19 protein-coding genes are annotated in these 16,930 nt (G+C 35.7%); 9 read left to right on the forward strand and 10 right to left on the reverse strand.

Annotated elements, in window-relative coordinates; genetic code table 11:
- Positions 1-441 precede the first annotated feature (441 nt).
- Entirely contained in the window at positions 442-990 is a 549-nt protein-coding gene (locus ACKVEV_RS06150) for a GNAT family N-acetyltransferase (RefSeq protein ID WP_409369523.1), read from the forward strand.
- A gap of 55 nt (positions 991-1,045) precedes the next feature.
- Here ACKVEV_RS06150 and ACKVEV_RS06155 read toward each other — a convergent pair whose 3' ends face one another.
- The gene (locus ACKVEV_RS06155) at positions 1,046-2,122 is read right to left on the reverse strand and encodes an undecaprenyldiphospho-muramoylpentapeptide beta-N-acetylglucosaminyltransferase (RefSeq protein ID WP_409369524.1); all 1,077 of its coding nucleotides are present in this window, start codon (positions 2,120-2,122) and stop codon (positions 1,046-1,048) included.
- 174 nt (positions 2,123-2,296) lie between these two features.
- On the opposite strand from ACKVEV_RS06155, the gene ACKVEV_RS06160 reads away from it, so the two are divergent.
- A complete protein-coding gene (locus tag ACKVEV_RS06160; RefSeq protein WP_409369525.1) occupies positions 2,297-3,646 on the forward strand; it encodes an MATE family efflux transporter in 1,350 nt (449 codons plus the stop codon).
- A 183-nt stretch (positions 3,647-3,829) separates the two neighbouring features.
- Here the strand turns inward: ACKVEV_RS06160 and ACKVEV_RS06165 are convergent, their stop codons facing one another.
- The 4 genes from ACKVEV_RS06165 to ACKVEV_RS06180 all read right to left on the reverse strand — a co-directional run bounded on the left by ACKVEV_RS06165 (position 3,830) and on the right by ACKVEV_RS06180 (position 8,486).
- The gene (locus ACKVEV_RS06165) at positions 3,830-4,522 is read right to left on the reverse strand and encodes a CAP domain-containing protein (RefSeq protein ID WP_409369526.1); all 693 of its coding nucleotides are present in this window, start codon (positions 4,520-4,522) and stop codon (positions 3,830-3,832) included.
- A gap of 381 nt (positions 4,523-4,903) precedes the next feature.
- Complete coding sequence (locus tag ACKVEV_RS06170; RefSeq protein WP_409369527.1) at positions 4,904-5,806, reverse strand: CobW family GTP-binding protein; 903 nt, start codon at positions 5,804-5,806, stop codon at positions 4,904-4,906.
- Positions 5,807-5,898: 92 nt separating this feature from the next.
- Entirely contained in the window at positions 5,899-7,392 is a 1,494-nt protein-coding gene (locus ACKVEV_RS06175; RefSeq protein WP_409369528.1) for a S41 family peptidase, read from the reverse strand.
- A gap of 353 nt (positions 7,393-7,745) precedes the next feature.
- The gene (locus ACKVEV_RS06180) at positions 7,746-8,486 is read right to left on the reverse strand and encodes an N-acetylmuramoyl-L-alanine amidase (protein WP_409369529.1); all 741 of its coding nucleotides are present in this window, start codon (positions 8,484-8,486) and stop codon (positions 7,746-7,748) included.
- 425 nt (positions 8,487-8,911) lie between these two features.
- Between ACKVEV_RS06180 and ACKVEV_RS06185 the strand changes: the two genes are divergently transcribed.
- The 4 genes from ACKVEV_RS06185 (at position 8,912) to ACKVEV_RS06200 (ending at position 10,117) form a co-directional block, all read left to right on the forward strand.
- A complete protein-coding gene (locus tag ACKVEV_RS06185; protein WP_409369530.1) occupies positions 8,912-9,211 on the forward strand; it encodes a hypothetical protein in 300 nt (99 codons plus the stop codon).
- Between the two features lie 76 nt (positions 9,212-9,287).
- On the forward strand, positions 9,288-9,488 hold the full coding sequence (locus ACKVEV_RS06190) for a hypothetical protein (protein WP_409369531.1): 201 nt from the start codon (positions 9,288-9,290) through the stop codon (positions 9,486-9,488).
- Between the two features lie 96 nt (positions 9,489-9,584).
- A complete protein-coding gene (locus tag ACKVEV_RS06195) occupies positions 9,585-9,905 on the forward strand; it encodes a DUF3139 domain-containing protein (RefSeq protein WP_409369532.1) in 321 nt (106 codons plus the stop codon).
- Between the two features lie 29 nt (positions 9,906-9,934).
- Positions 9,935-10,117, forward strand: coding sequence for a hypothetical protein (locus ACKVEV_RS06200; RefSeq protein WP_409369533.1), 183 nt, complete (start codon positions 9,935-9,937; stop codon positions 10,115-10,117).
- A gap of 128 nt (positions 10,118-10,245) precedes the next feature.
- Here the strand turns inward: ACKVEV_RS06200 and ACKVEV_RS06205 are convergent, their stop codons facing one another.
- The 5 genes from ACKVEV_RS06205 to ACKVEV_RS06225 form a co-directional block, all read right to left on the reverse strand.
- Positions 10,246-11,106, reverse strand: coding sequence for a hypothetical protein (locus tag ACKVEV_RS06205; RefSeq protein ID WP_409369534.1), 861 nt, complete (start codon positions 11,104-11,106; stop codon positions 10,246-10,248).
- A 129-nt stretch (positions 11,107-11,235) separates the two neighbouring features.
- Complete coding sequence (locus ACKVEV_RS06210) at positions 11,236-11,724, reverse strand: hypothetical protein (RefSeq protein WP_409369535.1); 489 nt, start codon at positions 11,722-11,724, stop codon at positions 11,236-11,238.
- Between the two features lie 116 nt (positions 11,725-11,840).
- Positions 11,841-12,173, reverse strand: coding sequence for a hypothetical protein (locus tag ACKVEV_RS06215; protein WP_409369536.1), 333 nt, complete (start codon positions 12,171-12,173; stop codon positions 11,841-11,843).
- A gap of 736 nt (positions 12,174-12,909) precedes the next feature.
- Positions 12,910-13,260, reverse strand: a complete 351-nt coding sequence (locus ACKVEV_RS06220) for a hypothetical protein (RefSeq protein WP_409369537.1) — start codon at positions 13,258-13,260, stop codon at positions 12,910-12,912.
- A 295-nt stretch (positions 13,261-13,555) separates the two neighbouring features.
- Positions 13,556-13,882 (reverse strand): phosphoribosyl-ATP pyrophosphohydrolase, encoded by a 327-nt coding sequence (locus ACKVEV_RS06225; protein ID WP_409369538.1) that lies wholly within the window; start codon positions 13,880-13,882, stop codon positions 13,556-13,558.
- Between the two features lie 625 nt (positions 13,883-14,507).
- Between ACKVEV_RS06225 and ACKVEV_RS06230 the strand changes: the two genes are divergently transcribed.
- From ACKVEV_RS06230 to ACKVEV_RS06240, 3 genes are all read left to right on the forward strand, one after another.
- On the forward strand, positions 14,508-15,470 hold the full coding sequence (locus tag ACKVEV_RS06230; RefSeq protein WP_409369539.1) for a S8 family peptidase: 963 nt from the start codon (positions 14,508-14,510) through the stop codon (positions 15,468-15,470).
- A complete protein-coding gene (locus ACKVEV_RS06235; protein WP_409369540.1) occupies positions 15,470-16,279 on the forward strand; it encodes an endonuclease I family protein in 810 nt (269 codons plus the stop codon). The genes ACKVEV_RS06230 and ACKVEV_RS06235 overlap by 1 nt, the downstream gene beginning before the upstream one ends.
- A 189-nt stretch (positions 16,280-16,468) precedes the next feature.
- Positions 16,469-16,537: a hypothetical protein gene (locus ACKVEV_RS06240; RefSeq protein ID WP_409370514.1), complete on the forward strand. Its 69-nt coding sequence runs from the start codon at positions 16,469-16,471 to the stop codon at positions 16,535-16,537.
- Positions 16,538-16,930 lie beyond the last annotated feature (393 nt).

Consider the following 16,930-nt stretch of genomic DNA (forward strand, 5'->3'; position numbering starts at 1 on the left):
TTTCTTGATTTCAGAAAGATTTTATCTTTTTTAACATAAAATATAATAAAATTTTCATACCAAAAAAGTAAAACATTACTAAAGAAATACACTATTTTTCTCATTTTTATGTTATATATAACTAATATAGACTTTCTATTCATCTCTAGCAATGGTCGACATATATATTTTTTAACAAGTTATCAGAATTAACTGATAATTAAAGTAAATTTTTGTTTTTAAGAGTAAATTGATTGCACCAAGCAGTAGACTTGTTATATTATATTAATAAAACTAGCCATTTTTCGGTATGGTCGCAAAATCAGTAAGACTGCGGGAGATTATGGATAACATAGTTATAACGTCTAGTTCTTTGGGTTTTTAATTCCAGTACGAATTTTAGTTTTATTCTTATGTTTTAACGGAATTGTTTTAACTACCCTTGCAAAGGAGGCGTTTCGTATGCTTAAACATCGAGACCTACATGAATGTACAGAGCTTTATGAGCTATTATCGCATCCATCTGTTTTTCCCTTCGTCCGTCAAAAAGCCAAATCGGCGGATGAATACTGGTTTATGACCAAGCAACTAATTGAAGAAGAAGCGAGAGGGCTCGCTATTTCTAGGACCATAACCGATGATTGGGGTCAACCAATCGGCACCATTAGCATTCATGATGTTGAGGACGGTGCAGGCTTCCTCGGAACGTGGATAGGATTCCCTTATCAAGGGCAAGGTTACAACCAAAAGGCAAAAATGCTTTTTTTGAACGAGTTGTTTTTTGAATATAATTTCCATACGGTTTTTCTCCGTATTCGAGTTGAAAATGTAAAATCACAGCGTGCCGCTTTAAAATTGCCTTATGTTGTTAGTGCAAATGATAGTCACCCTACTTTATTAGCTCAAGTAAACAGTGGCGAGGCACAATTTCATTTATACAAAATTCCACGCGACTTGTTCTATTTAACAACAGCCCATCAAACACAAGAGGGCGAAGAACAAGCAATGTAATGAAACAATTGAAAAAGCTATGTGCACTGTTAATCCAAACAGTACACATAGCTTTTTATTTTTTATATTGGATAATTAACTTAGCCATTTCATCTGGCGTTTTCGGTCTTTGTGTTTTTTCCATTGTTTGTATCATCTCAGCTTTACGCTCTGTTAACGTATAAACCGATTTCATAAACGATTCCTTCGTTAGTTCCTCTTCTTGCAACACTTCAGCATATCCTTGTTTTTTAAATAATTTAGCATTTAATATTTGATCACCGCGACTTTTTTGCGCTGATAAAGGAATTAACAGCATCGGCTTATGAAGTGCTAAAAATTCAAAAATAGAATTTGAACCTGCACGTGAAACGACAAAGTCAGCTGCATGTAGTAAATCTGGCAATTCTGTTGTGACATATTCAAATTGTTTGTAGCCTTCTAATGATTCTAGGCTGTCATCTTTATTCCCTTTGCCACAAAGATGAATGACTTGAAATGTTTCCAGTAATTCGGGTAAATTATGGCGTAATGCATCATTTAACACAACGGAACCAAGACTTCCCCCCATCACTAATAGCACTGGTTTTGATGCAGTAAAGCCACAGTAAGCAAGGCCTTTTACTTTATTGCCATTAAATAATTCTTGACGAATGATAGAACCTGTACAAGTTGCCTTTTCTTTTGGCAAGTGCTGTAACGTCTCTTCAAAAATCGTAAAAATATGAGACGCAAAAGGTAGCGCTATTTTATTTGCCAAACCAGGTGTGACATCTGATTCATGGATCACGACTGGAATACCTGCTAATTTAGCTGCCATCACAACAGGCACAGAGACAAATCCACCTTTAGAAAAAATAACTTTTGGTTTCACCTTTTTGATAATTCTAAACGCTTGCATAACACCAGCAAGCACTTTAAAAGGATCTGTAAAGTTTTTCATAGAGAAATAACGACGCAATTTTCCGCTTGCTATTCCATAAAACGGAACGTCAGGAAATGCCTCGCCTATTAATTCTTTTTCTATACCTTGCTCAGAACCAATATAGTGGACATCATAACCCAGTTCAAGTAAAGAAGGTAATATCGCTTGGTTAAGTGATACATGGCCTGCTGTCCCACCACCGGTTAAAATGATTGTTTGTTGTTTCACATTAATTCTCCTATTCCTTAAAAGCCATAGCAGCAAATCGCTACTTTTTGTTTACAGTCTTTTATTTTACTATATGCGACTGAAAAGATATAGATGAAGCTTTTAATTTTTCACTCATATTATGTCTACTCTATGATATACTAATTCATTATGCTTACAAAGGAAGTAACTGACATGTACAAAACCATTACGTTAAAACAAAAGTATGCTTTAATTTTAAAAATCATTGTGCCCATTTTAATTACGCAAGTAGCCATTTACCTTATATCATTTTTTGATATTTTAATGTCTAGTCGTTACGGTACAGCTGATTTAGCCGGTGTATCGATTGGTTCCTCTATTTGGATGCCTGTCTATACGGGGCTTTCAGGAATTTTATTAGCGATCACACCGATTGTATCCCAACTAGTTGGTGCTAAAAAAGAACATGCAGCGAAAAAAGCTGTGCAACAAGGCTTATATGTGGCCCTTGTACTTGCTGCCGCTATTTTTATCTTTTTATTTTTTGCACTCGATTGGATTTTAGGCAATATGCAATTAGCACAAGCTGTACATAACATTGCTAAATCGTATATTCAAGCAATGTGCGTTGGACTGATACCACTTTTATTATTTTTTGTCCTACGTTGTTTTATTGATGCGTTAGGTCAAACACGTGTCACGATGATTATTACGCTGCTAGCAACACCGATAAATATTTTATTAAATTACATTTTTATTTTCGGTAAATTTGGTGCACCAGAACTGGGCGGTGTTGGCGCAGGTGTTGCTACTGCCATTACTTACTGGCTCATTTTCTTTATCACTGTTTGGATTGTGGCAAAACGAGTGCCTTTTGAACAATTTTCGATTTTCCGCGAGTGGTCTAAGCTAACTTGGTTAAGCTGGAAAGAGATTTTAGTAATTGGTGTGCCTATTGGTATCTCTTTATTCGCGGAAACAAGTATTTTTTCTGCTGTGACAATGATGATGAGTAGCTTTAGTACTGAAATTATTGCAGCTCATCAAATCGCTATTAATTTTACATCGTTGTTATATATGGTCCCTCTTAGTATATCAATGGGTGTAACAATTTTAGTAGGATTCGAAATTGGTGCAGGTCGTTTACGCGATGCGAAGCTTTATAGTTATTTATGCGTAGGTACGGCGATTTTATTTAGCTTTTTCTCAGCTTGCATACTCTACTTATTGCGCGAACAAATTGCTACAATGTACTCAAGTGATCGATTGGTTTTACAATACGCCCAGCAATTTTTAGTCTATGCTGCCATTTTCCAATTGTCCGATTCGATACAAGCACCCGTTCAAGGTGCTTTACGAGGGTATAAAGATGTTACCATAACATTCATTATGGCCATCATCTCCTATTGGATTATCGGACTACCTACAGGCTTTTTACTCGCTAATTACACCGACCTTGGCCCAGTAAGTTATTGGATTGGGCTTGTAGCGGGCCTTTCGGCAGGAGCCATTACATTATTAATTCGTTTATTACTTGTTCAAAGAAAATATGTATTGCAGTAAATAACTGAAACTAAAAAACAAAAGAAAGTGTTAGATTGACGACTATGTTCAATTTAACACTTTTTTATTGTGCACTAAGAATTACTGAACCATCAGTCGTTCAACTAAACAAAAAAGACGCCCAAATAAGCCAATTACGACTTATTGGACACCCTATTTGCTTTTATTTAACGAATCGCATCTTTATTTTTGAATAAATTGTTGCGTCCAGTAGTTACCTGATTTCACATAACCAACACCAATATGTGTATAATTCGCATTTAAAATATTTGCACGGTGACCTGGTGAATCCATCCAAGCTTGTACAACTTCTTGTGGTGTACGTTGACCTTGGGCAATATTTTCACCGGCACTCTTATACGTAATCCCTAAAGCTTTCATACGATCAAATGGAGAACCGAATGTTGGGCTCGTATGTGAAAAATAGTTTTTTGATTGCATATCTTGTGATTTTTCTCTCGCTGCAGCCATTAATTTATCATCCGTTTGTAAAGCTTTTAAACCAGCTTTCGTACGCTCAGCATTTGTTAATTTGACAACCTCTTGTTCAAAAGCATTGACATCTGATGTAGATGTAGTTGGCTTCGAAGTAGTTGGTGGTGTTGTCGTTGTATTATTTTGTTGATTAGTTGGTTTATTTGTTTGTTGATTTGTTTGTTGATTTGTTTGTTGATTTGTTTGCGTATCTTTAGATGGTGTTGTCGTTTGTGGTTTCGTTACAACCCACTTGTGATTTGACCAATTATAATAGTAAACTTGACAGTTCGTTGTTTGATTTGCTGTGTTCCCTTCTGTCGTATTGGAAGCAGCAGAAGCCAATTGAATTGGAGCCGCTAAAAGAAATGTTGCACAAATTGCAGTAAGTGTTTTTTTCATTTTGCAATTCCTCCTATCTGCAACCTATCGTAAAGTATGATTCTATTAAAATTCTTGCCATCATCTGCTAGCTTGCCCAATAGAGAAGTAGTTTCCGTTAAACAGGGGTTTTTTTGTTATAATTTTTAGCATGTTTCACCATGCTATGAAATACTTACGTTTTAATTGGGGTTGACACTGTGCAAAATCTGTTCATCTTTTGTCTATTTTTCGTACTAAAATTGTCCTTCCTCTAAGAAAAATTCCAGCAAACTTTTACTAGAAATAGGTTGGATACAAAAAAACTGCTCGGTTTCTACTGTATAGCGTAAGGCCATTCAGTAACAACACAAGCAGATTCATTGAAAATATGTGTATACACCATCTATAAAAAATGTATTGTTAGTCGATTCCAGGTACAACAACACTTCCGACATCTTCACCGATTAACACAAGCTTAGCTGGCATTTTAATGTACTCTGGCAGCCATTGTACCATGCCATAAGCATATTGAAACAACATTGGGTTTTTCACCCCTTCAATCGGAACGTAGCCTTTCATACGGTACACTGTATCTGGCAAGGCACGTACCCAGTCTTCAAATTGCGCTTGTGTAAAGTGAACACCGTCGAATTCTACTAATCGTGACGCTAAATGCATGGAAGAAATCGGGGTTTTCACAATGTTTTCTTTGTCAATTTGTACTGTAGCTGTTAAACCTTTCAGCAATGACAACGGCACCCGCCCATTTGTTGTTTGCAAAATAAACGCATGCGGATTAAAACCTTGGAGCTCATAGACAACCTTTGCTTGCTCCGCTTCGCTTAATAAATCCATTTTATTGGCCAATAATAAATGAGCATGGCGAATTTGTTCCATAAACAATGTACGAACTTGTGGCGTCAGCGTCTCTCGATTTAACCATAGCTTGGAGTCTGCCACCGTGACAATCCCCTTAACATTTAATTGCTCAGCAAAAATTGGCGAGTAAACTGCATCCAATGCCTCTACAGGATGTGCCGCTCCAGTTGTTTCAATTATAAGGACATCAAATTCACTATCTAATAGTAGAGATTGAATTTGAGCTTCTGTTTTTTCAGCTCCTGAACAACAAATACACCCTTCTAACATCTCCTTTAACGGGACGTCCTCCTCTACTGCCTGTGAGTCAAAAGGCAACTTGCCAAGCTCATTCATAATCACAGCTGGCTTTAAGCCCTTTTCCTTTAGTTGTCGAATAACATCTGTCAGCATTGATGTTTTGCCGCTGCCGAGAAAACCACTAAATAAATATACATCCTTCACAATAAATTCCTCCTATAAAAAAGCTGCCGCATTCGTCGTACGAGACGACTTGTGCGACAGCTGCTGTGTTAGTTTGTAATGGCCTCAGTTTATTATTTCGCCTCAGAAACAAGTTCTTTAGCTTTTAACAGTTGAGGATCTTCTGATTTCATTTTCGCGCGTAACGCATCCATTAATGCATACGTTGTTTCATTCGTTAAAATGCCTGTTTCTTCAAGCTCGTTGTCCGCTTGTAGTTTTTTCACTGCACGTTCAGTATATTGATCAAACACACCGTCAGCTTTCCCAGGTTCATAGCCAAGCACCTCAAGCATTTCTTCAGCTACTTTGACAGCATCTGATTGTAAGCCATCTTTCATTTCAATCGTAGGATCTAAAATAGGTAAGGAAGCATAGGCAGGGTATGCAACTTTTACATCTGGTTCGATTCCTTTTTCATTAATCCAATTACCGTTAGGTGTTAACCATTTTCCAGTAGTGAATTTTAAGTTCGAGCCATCTTTTAAAGGTGTAACATTTTGCACTGTCCCTTTACCAAATGATGTTTCACCAACAATTTTAGCACCAACTGATTCTTTTAAAGCACCTGCTAAGATTTCTGAAGCAGAAGCACTACCATTATCAACTAGTACTGTTACAGGTAAATCATATTTTTTCCCTGCAACCGCATTTGTAATAACTGGCTCCTCATCTTTTTGCTGAACTTGTACAATCGCTTTACCTTCTGGTACAAATAAATTCGAAATTTCAACCGCTGCATCTAAGTAACCACCTGGATTTTGGCGTAAATCAAGGACAATCCCTTTCATGCCTTTTCCTTCGTACTCAGCGAGCATTTTTTCTAACTCTTCTCCTGTTTTCTCACTAAATGAAGTAATTTGAATATGCGCAATATCACCATCTAGCATTTCACCATAAACCGTTTCTACAGGAATGTCATCGCGAATAATCGTCATTTCAATTGGTTTGGCATTTTCGCCACGTTTCACTGTTAGTTTAACAGGCGTACCTTTTTCGCCTCGAATAAGCGCTACCGCTTCTGAAGCACTAAAGCCTTGGATACTTTTGCCGTCTACAGTTAAAATAATATCTTTTGGTAATAATCCCGCTTTTTCAGCCGGTGAATTTTTAATAGGTGACACAACAGTAATGAAACCATTACGTTCTTGAATTTCAGCGCCAATTCCTTGGAAGCTTGAAGATAATCCAGAGTTAAACTGTTCTGCTTCATCTTTTACCATGAAATCAGAGTACGGGTCTTCTAATGCTTCAAACATGCCGTTGATGGCACCGTCGACTACTTTTTCATCATCAATATCTTTGTAGTATTTGCCTTTCAGCATATCAAATGCTTCATACAATTTTGTAAATTCCGCACGTTCAATCGGAACTTTTACTTCTACTACTTTCTTTTCACCGAAAGTTAACGCAAAAATAGTTAAGCCTGCGGTAATTAAGATTGTAAAGAACATCAGCATAATAAATTTAAACGGCTTCATCTGAATAAATTGCCCCGCTGGTTTTACTTCTACTTGCGGTGTTTGCTCTTGCTGTTGTTCTAAACCATCTTTTTTCTGTTCATCCATCTTGATTGTCACCACTCTCATATACACTAACTTGTTGTCACACTATTACCATCTTAACAGGTTATAGAGAAGACGAAAAGAAAAAGCGTGTCAAAATTTCATGACAGCACTCGTTTCTCTACTAACTTCATAAAATTGTACATTGAAAAAGTACTTTTTTATTCTCTATGAAATAGAAAATGTCTTTCAAAAGCTTCCACGTTGACAATTTATCAATAAAATGTGCCTCAGATACAATCCTGAGGCACTATTTTTAGCTGCTAAGTTTTAATATTTAATAGTACTGTCTTTTTATTTTACTCATTTCCTATTAGCAGTCAACTAAAATACTCATTTATTTAAAGGATTTAACATTATGCTTCGATAATATATGTCACTTGTGCTAATTTAGCAGTTTTTATTTTATTGTCTGCACTTTTTGCAGCGGTCAGGCCAGTAAAAGTACCAGTTTTCACACGGTATTTTGTCCCTTCTTGTTCAATATAGGCAACCCAGCCAAAACGTTTCTGCATGATGTCTAAAACACTTAACGCTGCATTTCGAGTACTATATGTGCCTGTGACAATACGATATTTCATTGACTCTGTTGGTGGTTTTTCTGGTTTTGGCGTTTCCATACTGGTGATCATTTGCAAAAAATTAGTCCATGTGATTTGCCCTGCACGGATATTTCTCGGACAGTTTTTCCCACTGAAATAATGGTGCTGTACAACATTTTGAATGGCTATATTTTCATCCTTTAGTATTTTCGCAATTAAACTGGCCGCATTTTCGACCGCCTTTTTGAAATCGCCATCGCTATTCACACAAATTTCCACCTGGATACCTTGCGCATTTCCTTGGTATGTTCCAGCTCCCCAGCATTCCCAATAATGTTCAAAAGATTGGATGGCTTCATGATCATCTACTTGCCAATGCCAACTGGCATCTCTACTATTCCCGTTTAGTTGTAGTCGTGCATGGGCATCTGCGTCCGCTCCTGCACTCGTATTATCTGTTTCATGTACAACAATATATTTTTTGGCATTATTTTTACCATTTGTCACTTTTGCAGCTTGATTCGCAGATACTAATTTTTGTCGAATGGATACCAAGTGCGTCCCCCCTTCCTCTTAACATACCTGTTATAATTCTTGCTCAATTTGGCATGAAACGAACGACAACTAACTGTCTTTTAACGGGTATTCCTACCATCTTCTAGTCATGTATTACATGTTACATCCATATGAAATAATGGTTATTTTATAGTATGCGATAATACGTACGCCATTTGTGTTTTTATATGCTCTCATTCCCTAAATGCATGCAAGTTATTGATAGCGCCCCACTCTATGCTTTCCACATTAGCTATATACAACAAGATTGATTGAAGAAAGACAATAGGAACATAGCAATTCAATGCGTGAAGAGAAGAATTGTCAAATCTTATTTTTTACCAATAGATTCCAAATAGCAGGCTGTTATGTTACAATTTTTTTGTAAATATGTATTAAACGGAGAAAAGTGAGGTGAACAAGACATGTCCTATATAAGCGATTTACTGTTTGATTTCGATAGCATACTAATCGGTGAAACGTTAGAGCTAATAGTCGTTACGCTTTGTATTGCTACTATTATCTATTTAATAACTAAAAATCAGTATATTTCTTACTTATCATCAGCACCGATTTATTACTTTACCGCAAAATTGTTCTACTCTAATACGCACTTATTATTTATCGTGCTGACGATGACAGCCCAAGCGCTTCTTCTTCTATATATCCAGAAGAAACAACTGAATGACGAACAAGCTGTAGATAAAGAATCTATAGAGCTATAATAACGTAATAAAAAGAGGACTTGCGATGATCCATAAAGGTAAGTCCTCTCCTTTAATAACAATGGAGGAATTATCATTGAATCAAACCATAACGTTTGCTGTTAACACTAAATATAATGAAGAAATACTAGAAACTTTTACGTTTGAGCAATTGGGACTTGACCATCATATGGACAAGGACGATTTACACAAAGAAATAAATAGGATTTTTGAGTCTTGGGTTTCCTTTAAACTCAATATCTCGTTCAGCATTGTCTATGACATCGTTCAACAATAATATGGAATTGTCGCCCCTCCTAATTTCATCTTCATATACATAAATGAATAGCTCGATTACTATTTACTAGTCAGGAGCGATTGTATAAAAAAAATTGTGCTTGTCGCCATACTCCTTATCATGCTCGTTCCATATGTTACAGTGCAGCTGAAAAAGCAACTGTATGAACATAAAATTCGCCAATATTTAATAGAAGAAATTCACTATATAGAGGAAGAAATACAGTCTATTGACTGCAAATGGTACTTAGGGGGCTTACCTAACTACTCTGTGAATGTGATTTTTAATGACGAACCAAATGTTGTTTATATTTATTTTGTCCATCGTAAAGATCGATTAGGTCAGTTCGAACATTATACGATAGACGGTACCGTGTTACCTATAGAACAATTAAAACATTATAAGTCTTATGAATAATACATGATGGCCTTTCTAAGGAGTGTAAAATGATTCTGAAAATAATGAACAGTATTTTAGGAATAATACTTGTTATTATTGGTTCTTTTTTTATGAGTATAACAGTCTATAACGAAACATTTAAAACCTTGAGTTATAAAGCTTTGGGAATGTTAATTATGGCAGCTGGCCTATTTTATCTTAAAAAAATCGCAAAGTTTGGAAAGCAATAAATTGGGGCTGAAAGTTCTTTTCCGCTAGACAATCAAATTGTTCAACATAACACCGTATTGTATCCATAAAAAAACAAGCACGTGTTAGCTTAATTGCGTGCTTGTTTTTCTATCTTCAAATAGTTTTATTATATGAAAAGGCTAGCGTTTATTTTTTTATTCTTTAGTCTGTCTGTGAGTTCATTAAAATAATGGATGACCTCATGCATAGCAGAGGCTTTAGCTAATGCAGTCCCCTCTTGAATGGAACGATACGCCTCTTTAAATTTATTTGCTTGAATTTGAGCGTCTGCAAGGCAATACCAATAAAACCAAGCATCGATTTGTGAAATTTTATCGATATAAAAGTTTTCGATAAGCGGATAATATTTCGCATAGGACGCTTCGTTATAAACGAATTTTTCACCATTCCATTGAAGTACCTCAACTAAGTAACTATCTCCAATGTATAAATGCCAAATGGCAATTGCCACTTTTTGTGTACCTTCAACAAACTCCATTTTATGATAAGGAATATCCGCAATCTTTTTAAATGCGTTATTCAGTGATTGGAAAACTTCAAGCTCGCTACCGATGGAGGCACCGATTGTTACACCAAATAAATACTCTTTTGTACCATCACCAGTCATGTCTTTTAAAGCTGAAAAGTCCAAATCTACTCCTTGCTTGGATGTTTCCCACACTTTTTGCCAATGTGATTGGTCCTTTTGTAAAACGATTGCACCAAATTGCGAAGGAGCAGGTTGATGCTTTGCTTTTATTTCATAAGTAAAAATGATTTCCTTTTGTCCGTCGTGATTAAAATCATAAAGTTGAACAGACTTTGTAGAAAAAGGCTTATCTGGACTTATAAGTGACGAATTCGCTGGCATAAATGGTCTAATAATTTGCATTAAGTCTTCTTCTGGTTGCTCATTGGCAAATACCACGAACGAAATACAATTCACTGCGACAACTGACAGTATCGACAATAGCACGATTTTCTTCACCAATACATCCCCTTTTCCAGTTGAGAATAAAAGATTGTAGGCATTATTTATAGTATGGTCGTTTTTAGTAAAGTAATGCTTAACTGAAAGAAAAAAGATAGCATCAGCTATCTTTGAAGACAATTCTATTCATACCGTTTCATTAAGCAATTCTACCTTTACCTTTAGTTTTATATCTGCTGGCGGTTCTTCATCAGCGACGACGCAAAAAAGAACATAGTCTCCTTCGGGCAATTCATCAAATACCTTATTGAAACTTTCATCACTTTTCAACATACCTTGTGCTACAATCGTTTCGTTGTCAGCATGTCGAAAGGTGTATAAAAAGGTTTCTGTACCCGTATTCACTAAAGCAATTTTCAAAGGCACATTTCCTTCATAAGTAAAATAATTTTCATTATCTCCTGTATGTGCTGCTATTTCTGCTTCAATTAGGATAGGTTGATCACTTACTTTTGGTTCTTCGCTTTTTTCTTTTTCCTCGCTACTTAGATCAATGGTCGTTTTAATAGGCGCTGCTTCTTTTACTGGTGGTTCTTCAGTTTTTGTCGAAAATACGTTACAACCTGATAATAGGATAATCAACATACCTATACGAAGTAATTGATAATTGTTCATATGTTCCCTCACAATATATAGTAAATAATTACAATTATACCATAGATCATAAATACTCAAAAATTACCGTTCAATCATAAAAGGAGCTGCCGAAGCAACCCCTATTAAAAATGGTTTCAATAGTCAATTGAATTGGAAATTTCCACAAGTATTTCTGCTGTTACTTTATCTGCCACATCTTTATCGATACTAAAAACATATTGCCAGTTGTCTTTTTCGATAACCAATAAATTAAAGCCTATTTGTGCATGATCAATATAAAGTGCATCATGGCCGTTTTTTAACGGCAAGACAATGGAACTATATTTTTCAAATGGATTTTTTTCTTTAAGTGGTCTTACATCGATTTTATAATGATGTTGCGGCGTAATTTCATTAATGAGCATCACTTCAAAATAATGACTTGTATTAAACCTACCGAATTGATGTGTAAAACTTATTGGTGGCACTCTTAGTGGTAGCTTCAGCTGTTGATCATCATGTTGTTCAAAATCTTGTAATGCAGCTTCAATCGTTTTGTATCCTATTGGAGGAAGAAATTCCTCTAATGGTTACGGTGCATCATCTTCCATGGCATATACTGTTTCATTCACTATGCCATACAGTAGGACACTTACAAATAACATTGTACGCAGCCTATATTTAGCCAATTTTATCGCTCGATAAATAGTGTTTCCGGATATTTTCTCCCGAAACATGCACAATATTCTCCAATGGTTTTTATTTAGCGACAGGCACATTACGCTATATATTTACTGATTAGTTGGAGGTTGAATAAAATCCATAACGGTCATTAACAGCGCTGTCAAAGTTAACAATAACCATAATCCTATTGATAAATAGTCTGGTTTCTTGTCTTTTTTTGCATCTCGTATTTTATTTATAAGAATCATTGTAATTGAGAATGTCAAAACTATATTCTTGAAATGATCATATTTAAAAACTAATATTGCCATCAATATAGAAACGACTAAAAAAATTATAAATTTTAACTTTTCAATTTTCGTATAAGATTTTTTCATCGTTTTTGTCCTTTCAATTATTTTCACTGTGGCCAAATGCTTAAACAACTCCCCTTTAAAATGGCTCCATTCGCCTGCGAAAAAGTCCGCACTATTAAATATTTAACTTTGTTGTTGCATAGCTCGAGGAAAATAATGATTCCCCGCCATCATTTGCTCTCCTTCATACTTCTAAATCATTAAGGATTTGGCCGCTTTCACGCGTTTGAAGCATTTTTTGAAATACAAATATCGTTATACTATTTAATAAAATCGTTACACTTAGAAGAACAGTAGCAGCGTATATGACCGCTTCTGATGTGTCTAAAAGGGCACTCCAATCTTCATTCTTTACAAGATCATAGCTATAATACATTTGAAATATAAGTGCAATAGCACAAGCACTGAAACTTAAACAAGTAAGTAGTCCCCATTTTTTAAAGGTTATGTTTTTTACTTGTAAAAGACAAATTATTGGAAGGAACCATGCAACTAATCCTAACCCTATACTCCCGACATTCAGTAAGCCAATCATGACAAACCCCCTTCTTTCAATGTAGACTACTTATCATTAAGCCATTAGACGTCTAGGAATACAAATAGTTCCATTTTTACTGAATACTTACTGAATTATGACATTAAAAAACATGATTTCATGTATTCTTTTTGCGTAACTACCATCTTTCGCATTAAATATATAGACATTTTCTTCTGTATAGAAATAATACATTCCGTTTTGTCCTTTTACTTCTTTTTGCTTAGCAAGACAAGATGGATGACTGCAAGTTCTTACAGCATGGTTTTCATCAAGCTAGGCACCTCTACAAAATTTATTGATCTTTAACATCTATTAAATAAATCGCTTTTTCAAACCCACCACGTTTAGCCTTCTTGTGCGCACGAATCTCTTCTAATTCTTGATAACTTATTCCTAATGCATTTATCGCCGTATGGACGAGCTCTAACAAATCTGCTAATTCTTCTACACTGTTTTGTATCGTTTTTGCTTCTTGAAACTCTTTCGCTTCTTCTATTATTTTCGCTTTCACTTCTTCCAGAAAATCCTGCGGCTCTAACACTCTTGCATTATACGATAATCCATCCGCCTCTATGATTTCTAAAATTTTATCTCGCACTAACTTATTATAGACTGGCATTGTTATTCTCCTTAAGTGCAAAATAAACTCATCCATATTTTACCTTATCTAATATAAAATTGCATCATTACTGACAATTATTTATTATGCATATATATTTTTTATTGCAAAAATTAGTTCAATTAGCCGTCAAAGAACGTTTAGTTATTGTTTAAAACAATAAACCCAAAATTGAAAGTAATTTTTTAGGTGTTATAATCCTAAAATAAAAATATTCAACTCCCGCTGAATCAGCAGTCCCTATATCTGCACTTGCAGGGAGTACAAAATCGTCTACTATCTCAGGCTCGCCACGTAATAGAATTCTTTTCAAAACAGGAACTATCAACAAAATCACTCCAAATCAAAAATTATTCAAGTTCAACATGGTAATTCGTAAGTCTCTTCCTTTCTTAGTTTACTACCCCTATCTAACCCAGTTTAGTTTTAGTACAATCATCCACAATATTAAGATGTTACTATGCATGATTGACTAATAGTTACCAATACTATTTACACTATTAAAAATCTGATATTTTGAATAAAAACACATCTATTGTAACTGTTAATAAAAATTCAGAATTGTTAAAATATTGATAACTACCAAGAATACACTACAAACTTAATTCTTTTAGGAGGGATACAAATGGAGCAAAAGTTACATTTAATTCCGTATCATGTGAATGAAGTGATCGATGTGGTCGAAGTGGTGCCAAAAGGTATTGAACTGATTGCTGCACCAAAAGTTTGGGAGAATTCTAAAGGGAAGGGAATCACTGTTGCGATATTGGACACAGGCTGCGACGTCACCCATCCTGATTTGAGTGGGCGTATTATCGGCGGGCGGAATTTCACGCGCGATGATGATGGACAACCTGATAGCTACATCGATTATAGTGGTCATGGAACCCATGTGGCTGGCACAATCGCTGCAATCAACAATGGCATCGGAGTAGTTGGTGTTGCACCCGAAGCAAGTTTATTGATTTTAAAAGTGCTTGATAAAAATGGATCAGGGCAATACGACTGGATCATCAATGGTATTAACTATGCAGTTGAACAAAAGGTGGATATCATCTCGATGAGCCTCGGAGGTTCTGTCGATGTACCTGAGTTACACCAAGCTATTCAAAAAGCAATCACTAATCAAATTCTAGTCGTTTGTGCTGCTGGTAATGAGGGAGATGGACAAAGTTCTTCAAATGAGTTAGCCTATCCTGGATGCTACAATGAAGTCATCAGCGTCGGATCCATTAATCTCCAACGCAGATCTTCTAACTTTTCAAATTCGAATAATGAAGTCGACTTAGTAGCCCCTGGTGAAGAAATCCTTTCCACGTATTTAAACGGAACTTATGCAAAACTAAGCGGAACTTCGATGGCAACACCGCATATCTCTGGTGCACTTGCACTCATAAAAGAGAGTGCCAACAGAAACTTTGAGCGCAATCTGACAGAGGCTGAGCTGTATGCACAATTAATAAAGAGAACGATTCCTTTAGGAAACTCACCAAAACTCGAAGGCAATGGAATGCTGTACTTAACAACAGAGGAATACTTAGCGGATGTATTCAACCAAAAATTATTTGCACAGGCGTTGGAAATATAATGGAAAAACTAAATTTACTATACTGTGAATGGGAGACGGCCAAGTCAGACTTTTTAAACTATAATGAAAATCGAACCTATTATGACGAAAAGAAAGATAACGAAGTCAGAAATCAATACTATCATAGCATTTCATTCATGGATGCTAATGTTTTAGACAACCTTCACACATTGCTTGAAAAAACACATACAAATCAGTTAAACTACAGCCCGCACCGTTATGTGTATCCTTGGGTTGATTTACAAGAAAACGGTTCATTAAAAAGCATTTATTCTGGAAAAAGGATGGATCCACTTTCTGTCATAGAGGAGGACGTTCGGCTCCACGAAATGCAGGCAAAAGGATTAATAAGCAGCTTTACGGATAATCTATTTAACTGTGAACATGTAGTGCCTCAATCATGGTTCGAGAAAAAAGAGCCGATGAGAGGAGACTTGCATCATCTATTTGCCTGCGAACCTACTTGCAATAGCAGTCGCAGCAACTACCCTTACTACGATTTCAACGATTATATCCCTGAAGGATTCATTTTAGGAATCAAAGATGGCTGTGGCAAAGCTCAAGAAAGTAAATTCGAACCCGAATACGGCAAAGGAATCGTTGCTAGAGCAACACTTTATTTCCTCATTCGCTATCCGAACACAATTAAAAAAGATCTAGAGAATGTCTCTTTATTGTTAAAATGGCATCAATCTTTTCCAGTATCTATCTATGAAAAACATCGCAACCTAGCTATCCATGAACTTCAAGGCAACCGGAACCCATTGATAGATTTTCCGGAGATGGCAGAAAACATCATAACAAATTAAAAAACTTTCTTATAAAAATACAAGAGAATAGGTGTTCGCTTTTTTATATTAAACGCAAATATTGGTATAATTGCTACATGTAGTAGGTCGAGCTATTAAGGGTGATTGGTCATCTTTTATTCCAAAAATTCGTTTCAAACGAAGATAAAGGAGATGATTCCAATGACAGTTTATGAGTCTATAACGCTCATGTTTAGTTTCGCTACACTTATTGTAACGATTCTTGCGTTGTCATTTACTTTTTCAAAAAAAAAGTAAGTCACCCTCTATACCATATACGGTAGGGTGATTTACTAGTCCTGCCAATCGCCTTTAATGTAATCATCTAAATTCGAGTATTAAGATTGATATAGTATTCGGAAATTGTTTGCAAAGATTTATGCCTGCTTTGACGAGCATTAGTAGCAAAATCCGCATTTTTTCCGATGCATATTGCTAATATTCAATACATTTTTTAATAGCTTGGACAGGTAGTACTATTTTACTTTTCTATTGTTAAGTCGTTAAATTTAGAATTTGATTTTCAAATGAGGTTAAGTTGTTAACGATTTGACAATTAGGTGCATCGCCTAAATCCGCAGCTAAAAGTACTTCTTTCTATTGACTGTAGTTTGCAGCGTCCATATCAGAAGCAGAAGAATTGGATTCGAA

Source organism: Lysinibacillus sp. 38-6 (assembly GCF_046245175.1).
Classification (GTDB): domain Bacteria; phylum Bacillota; class Bacilli; order Bacillales_A; family Planococcaceae; genus Lysinibacillus.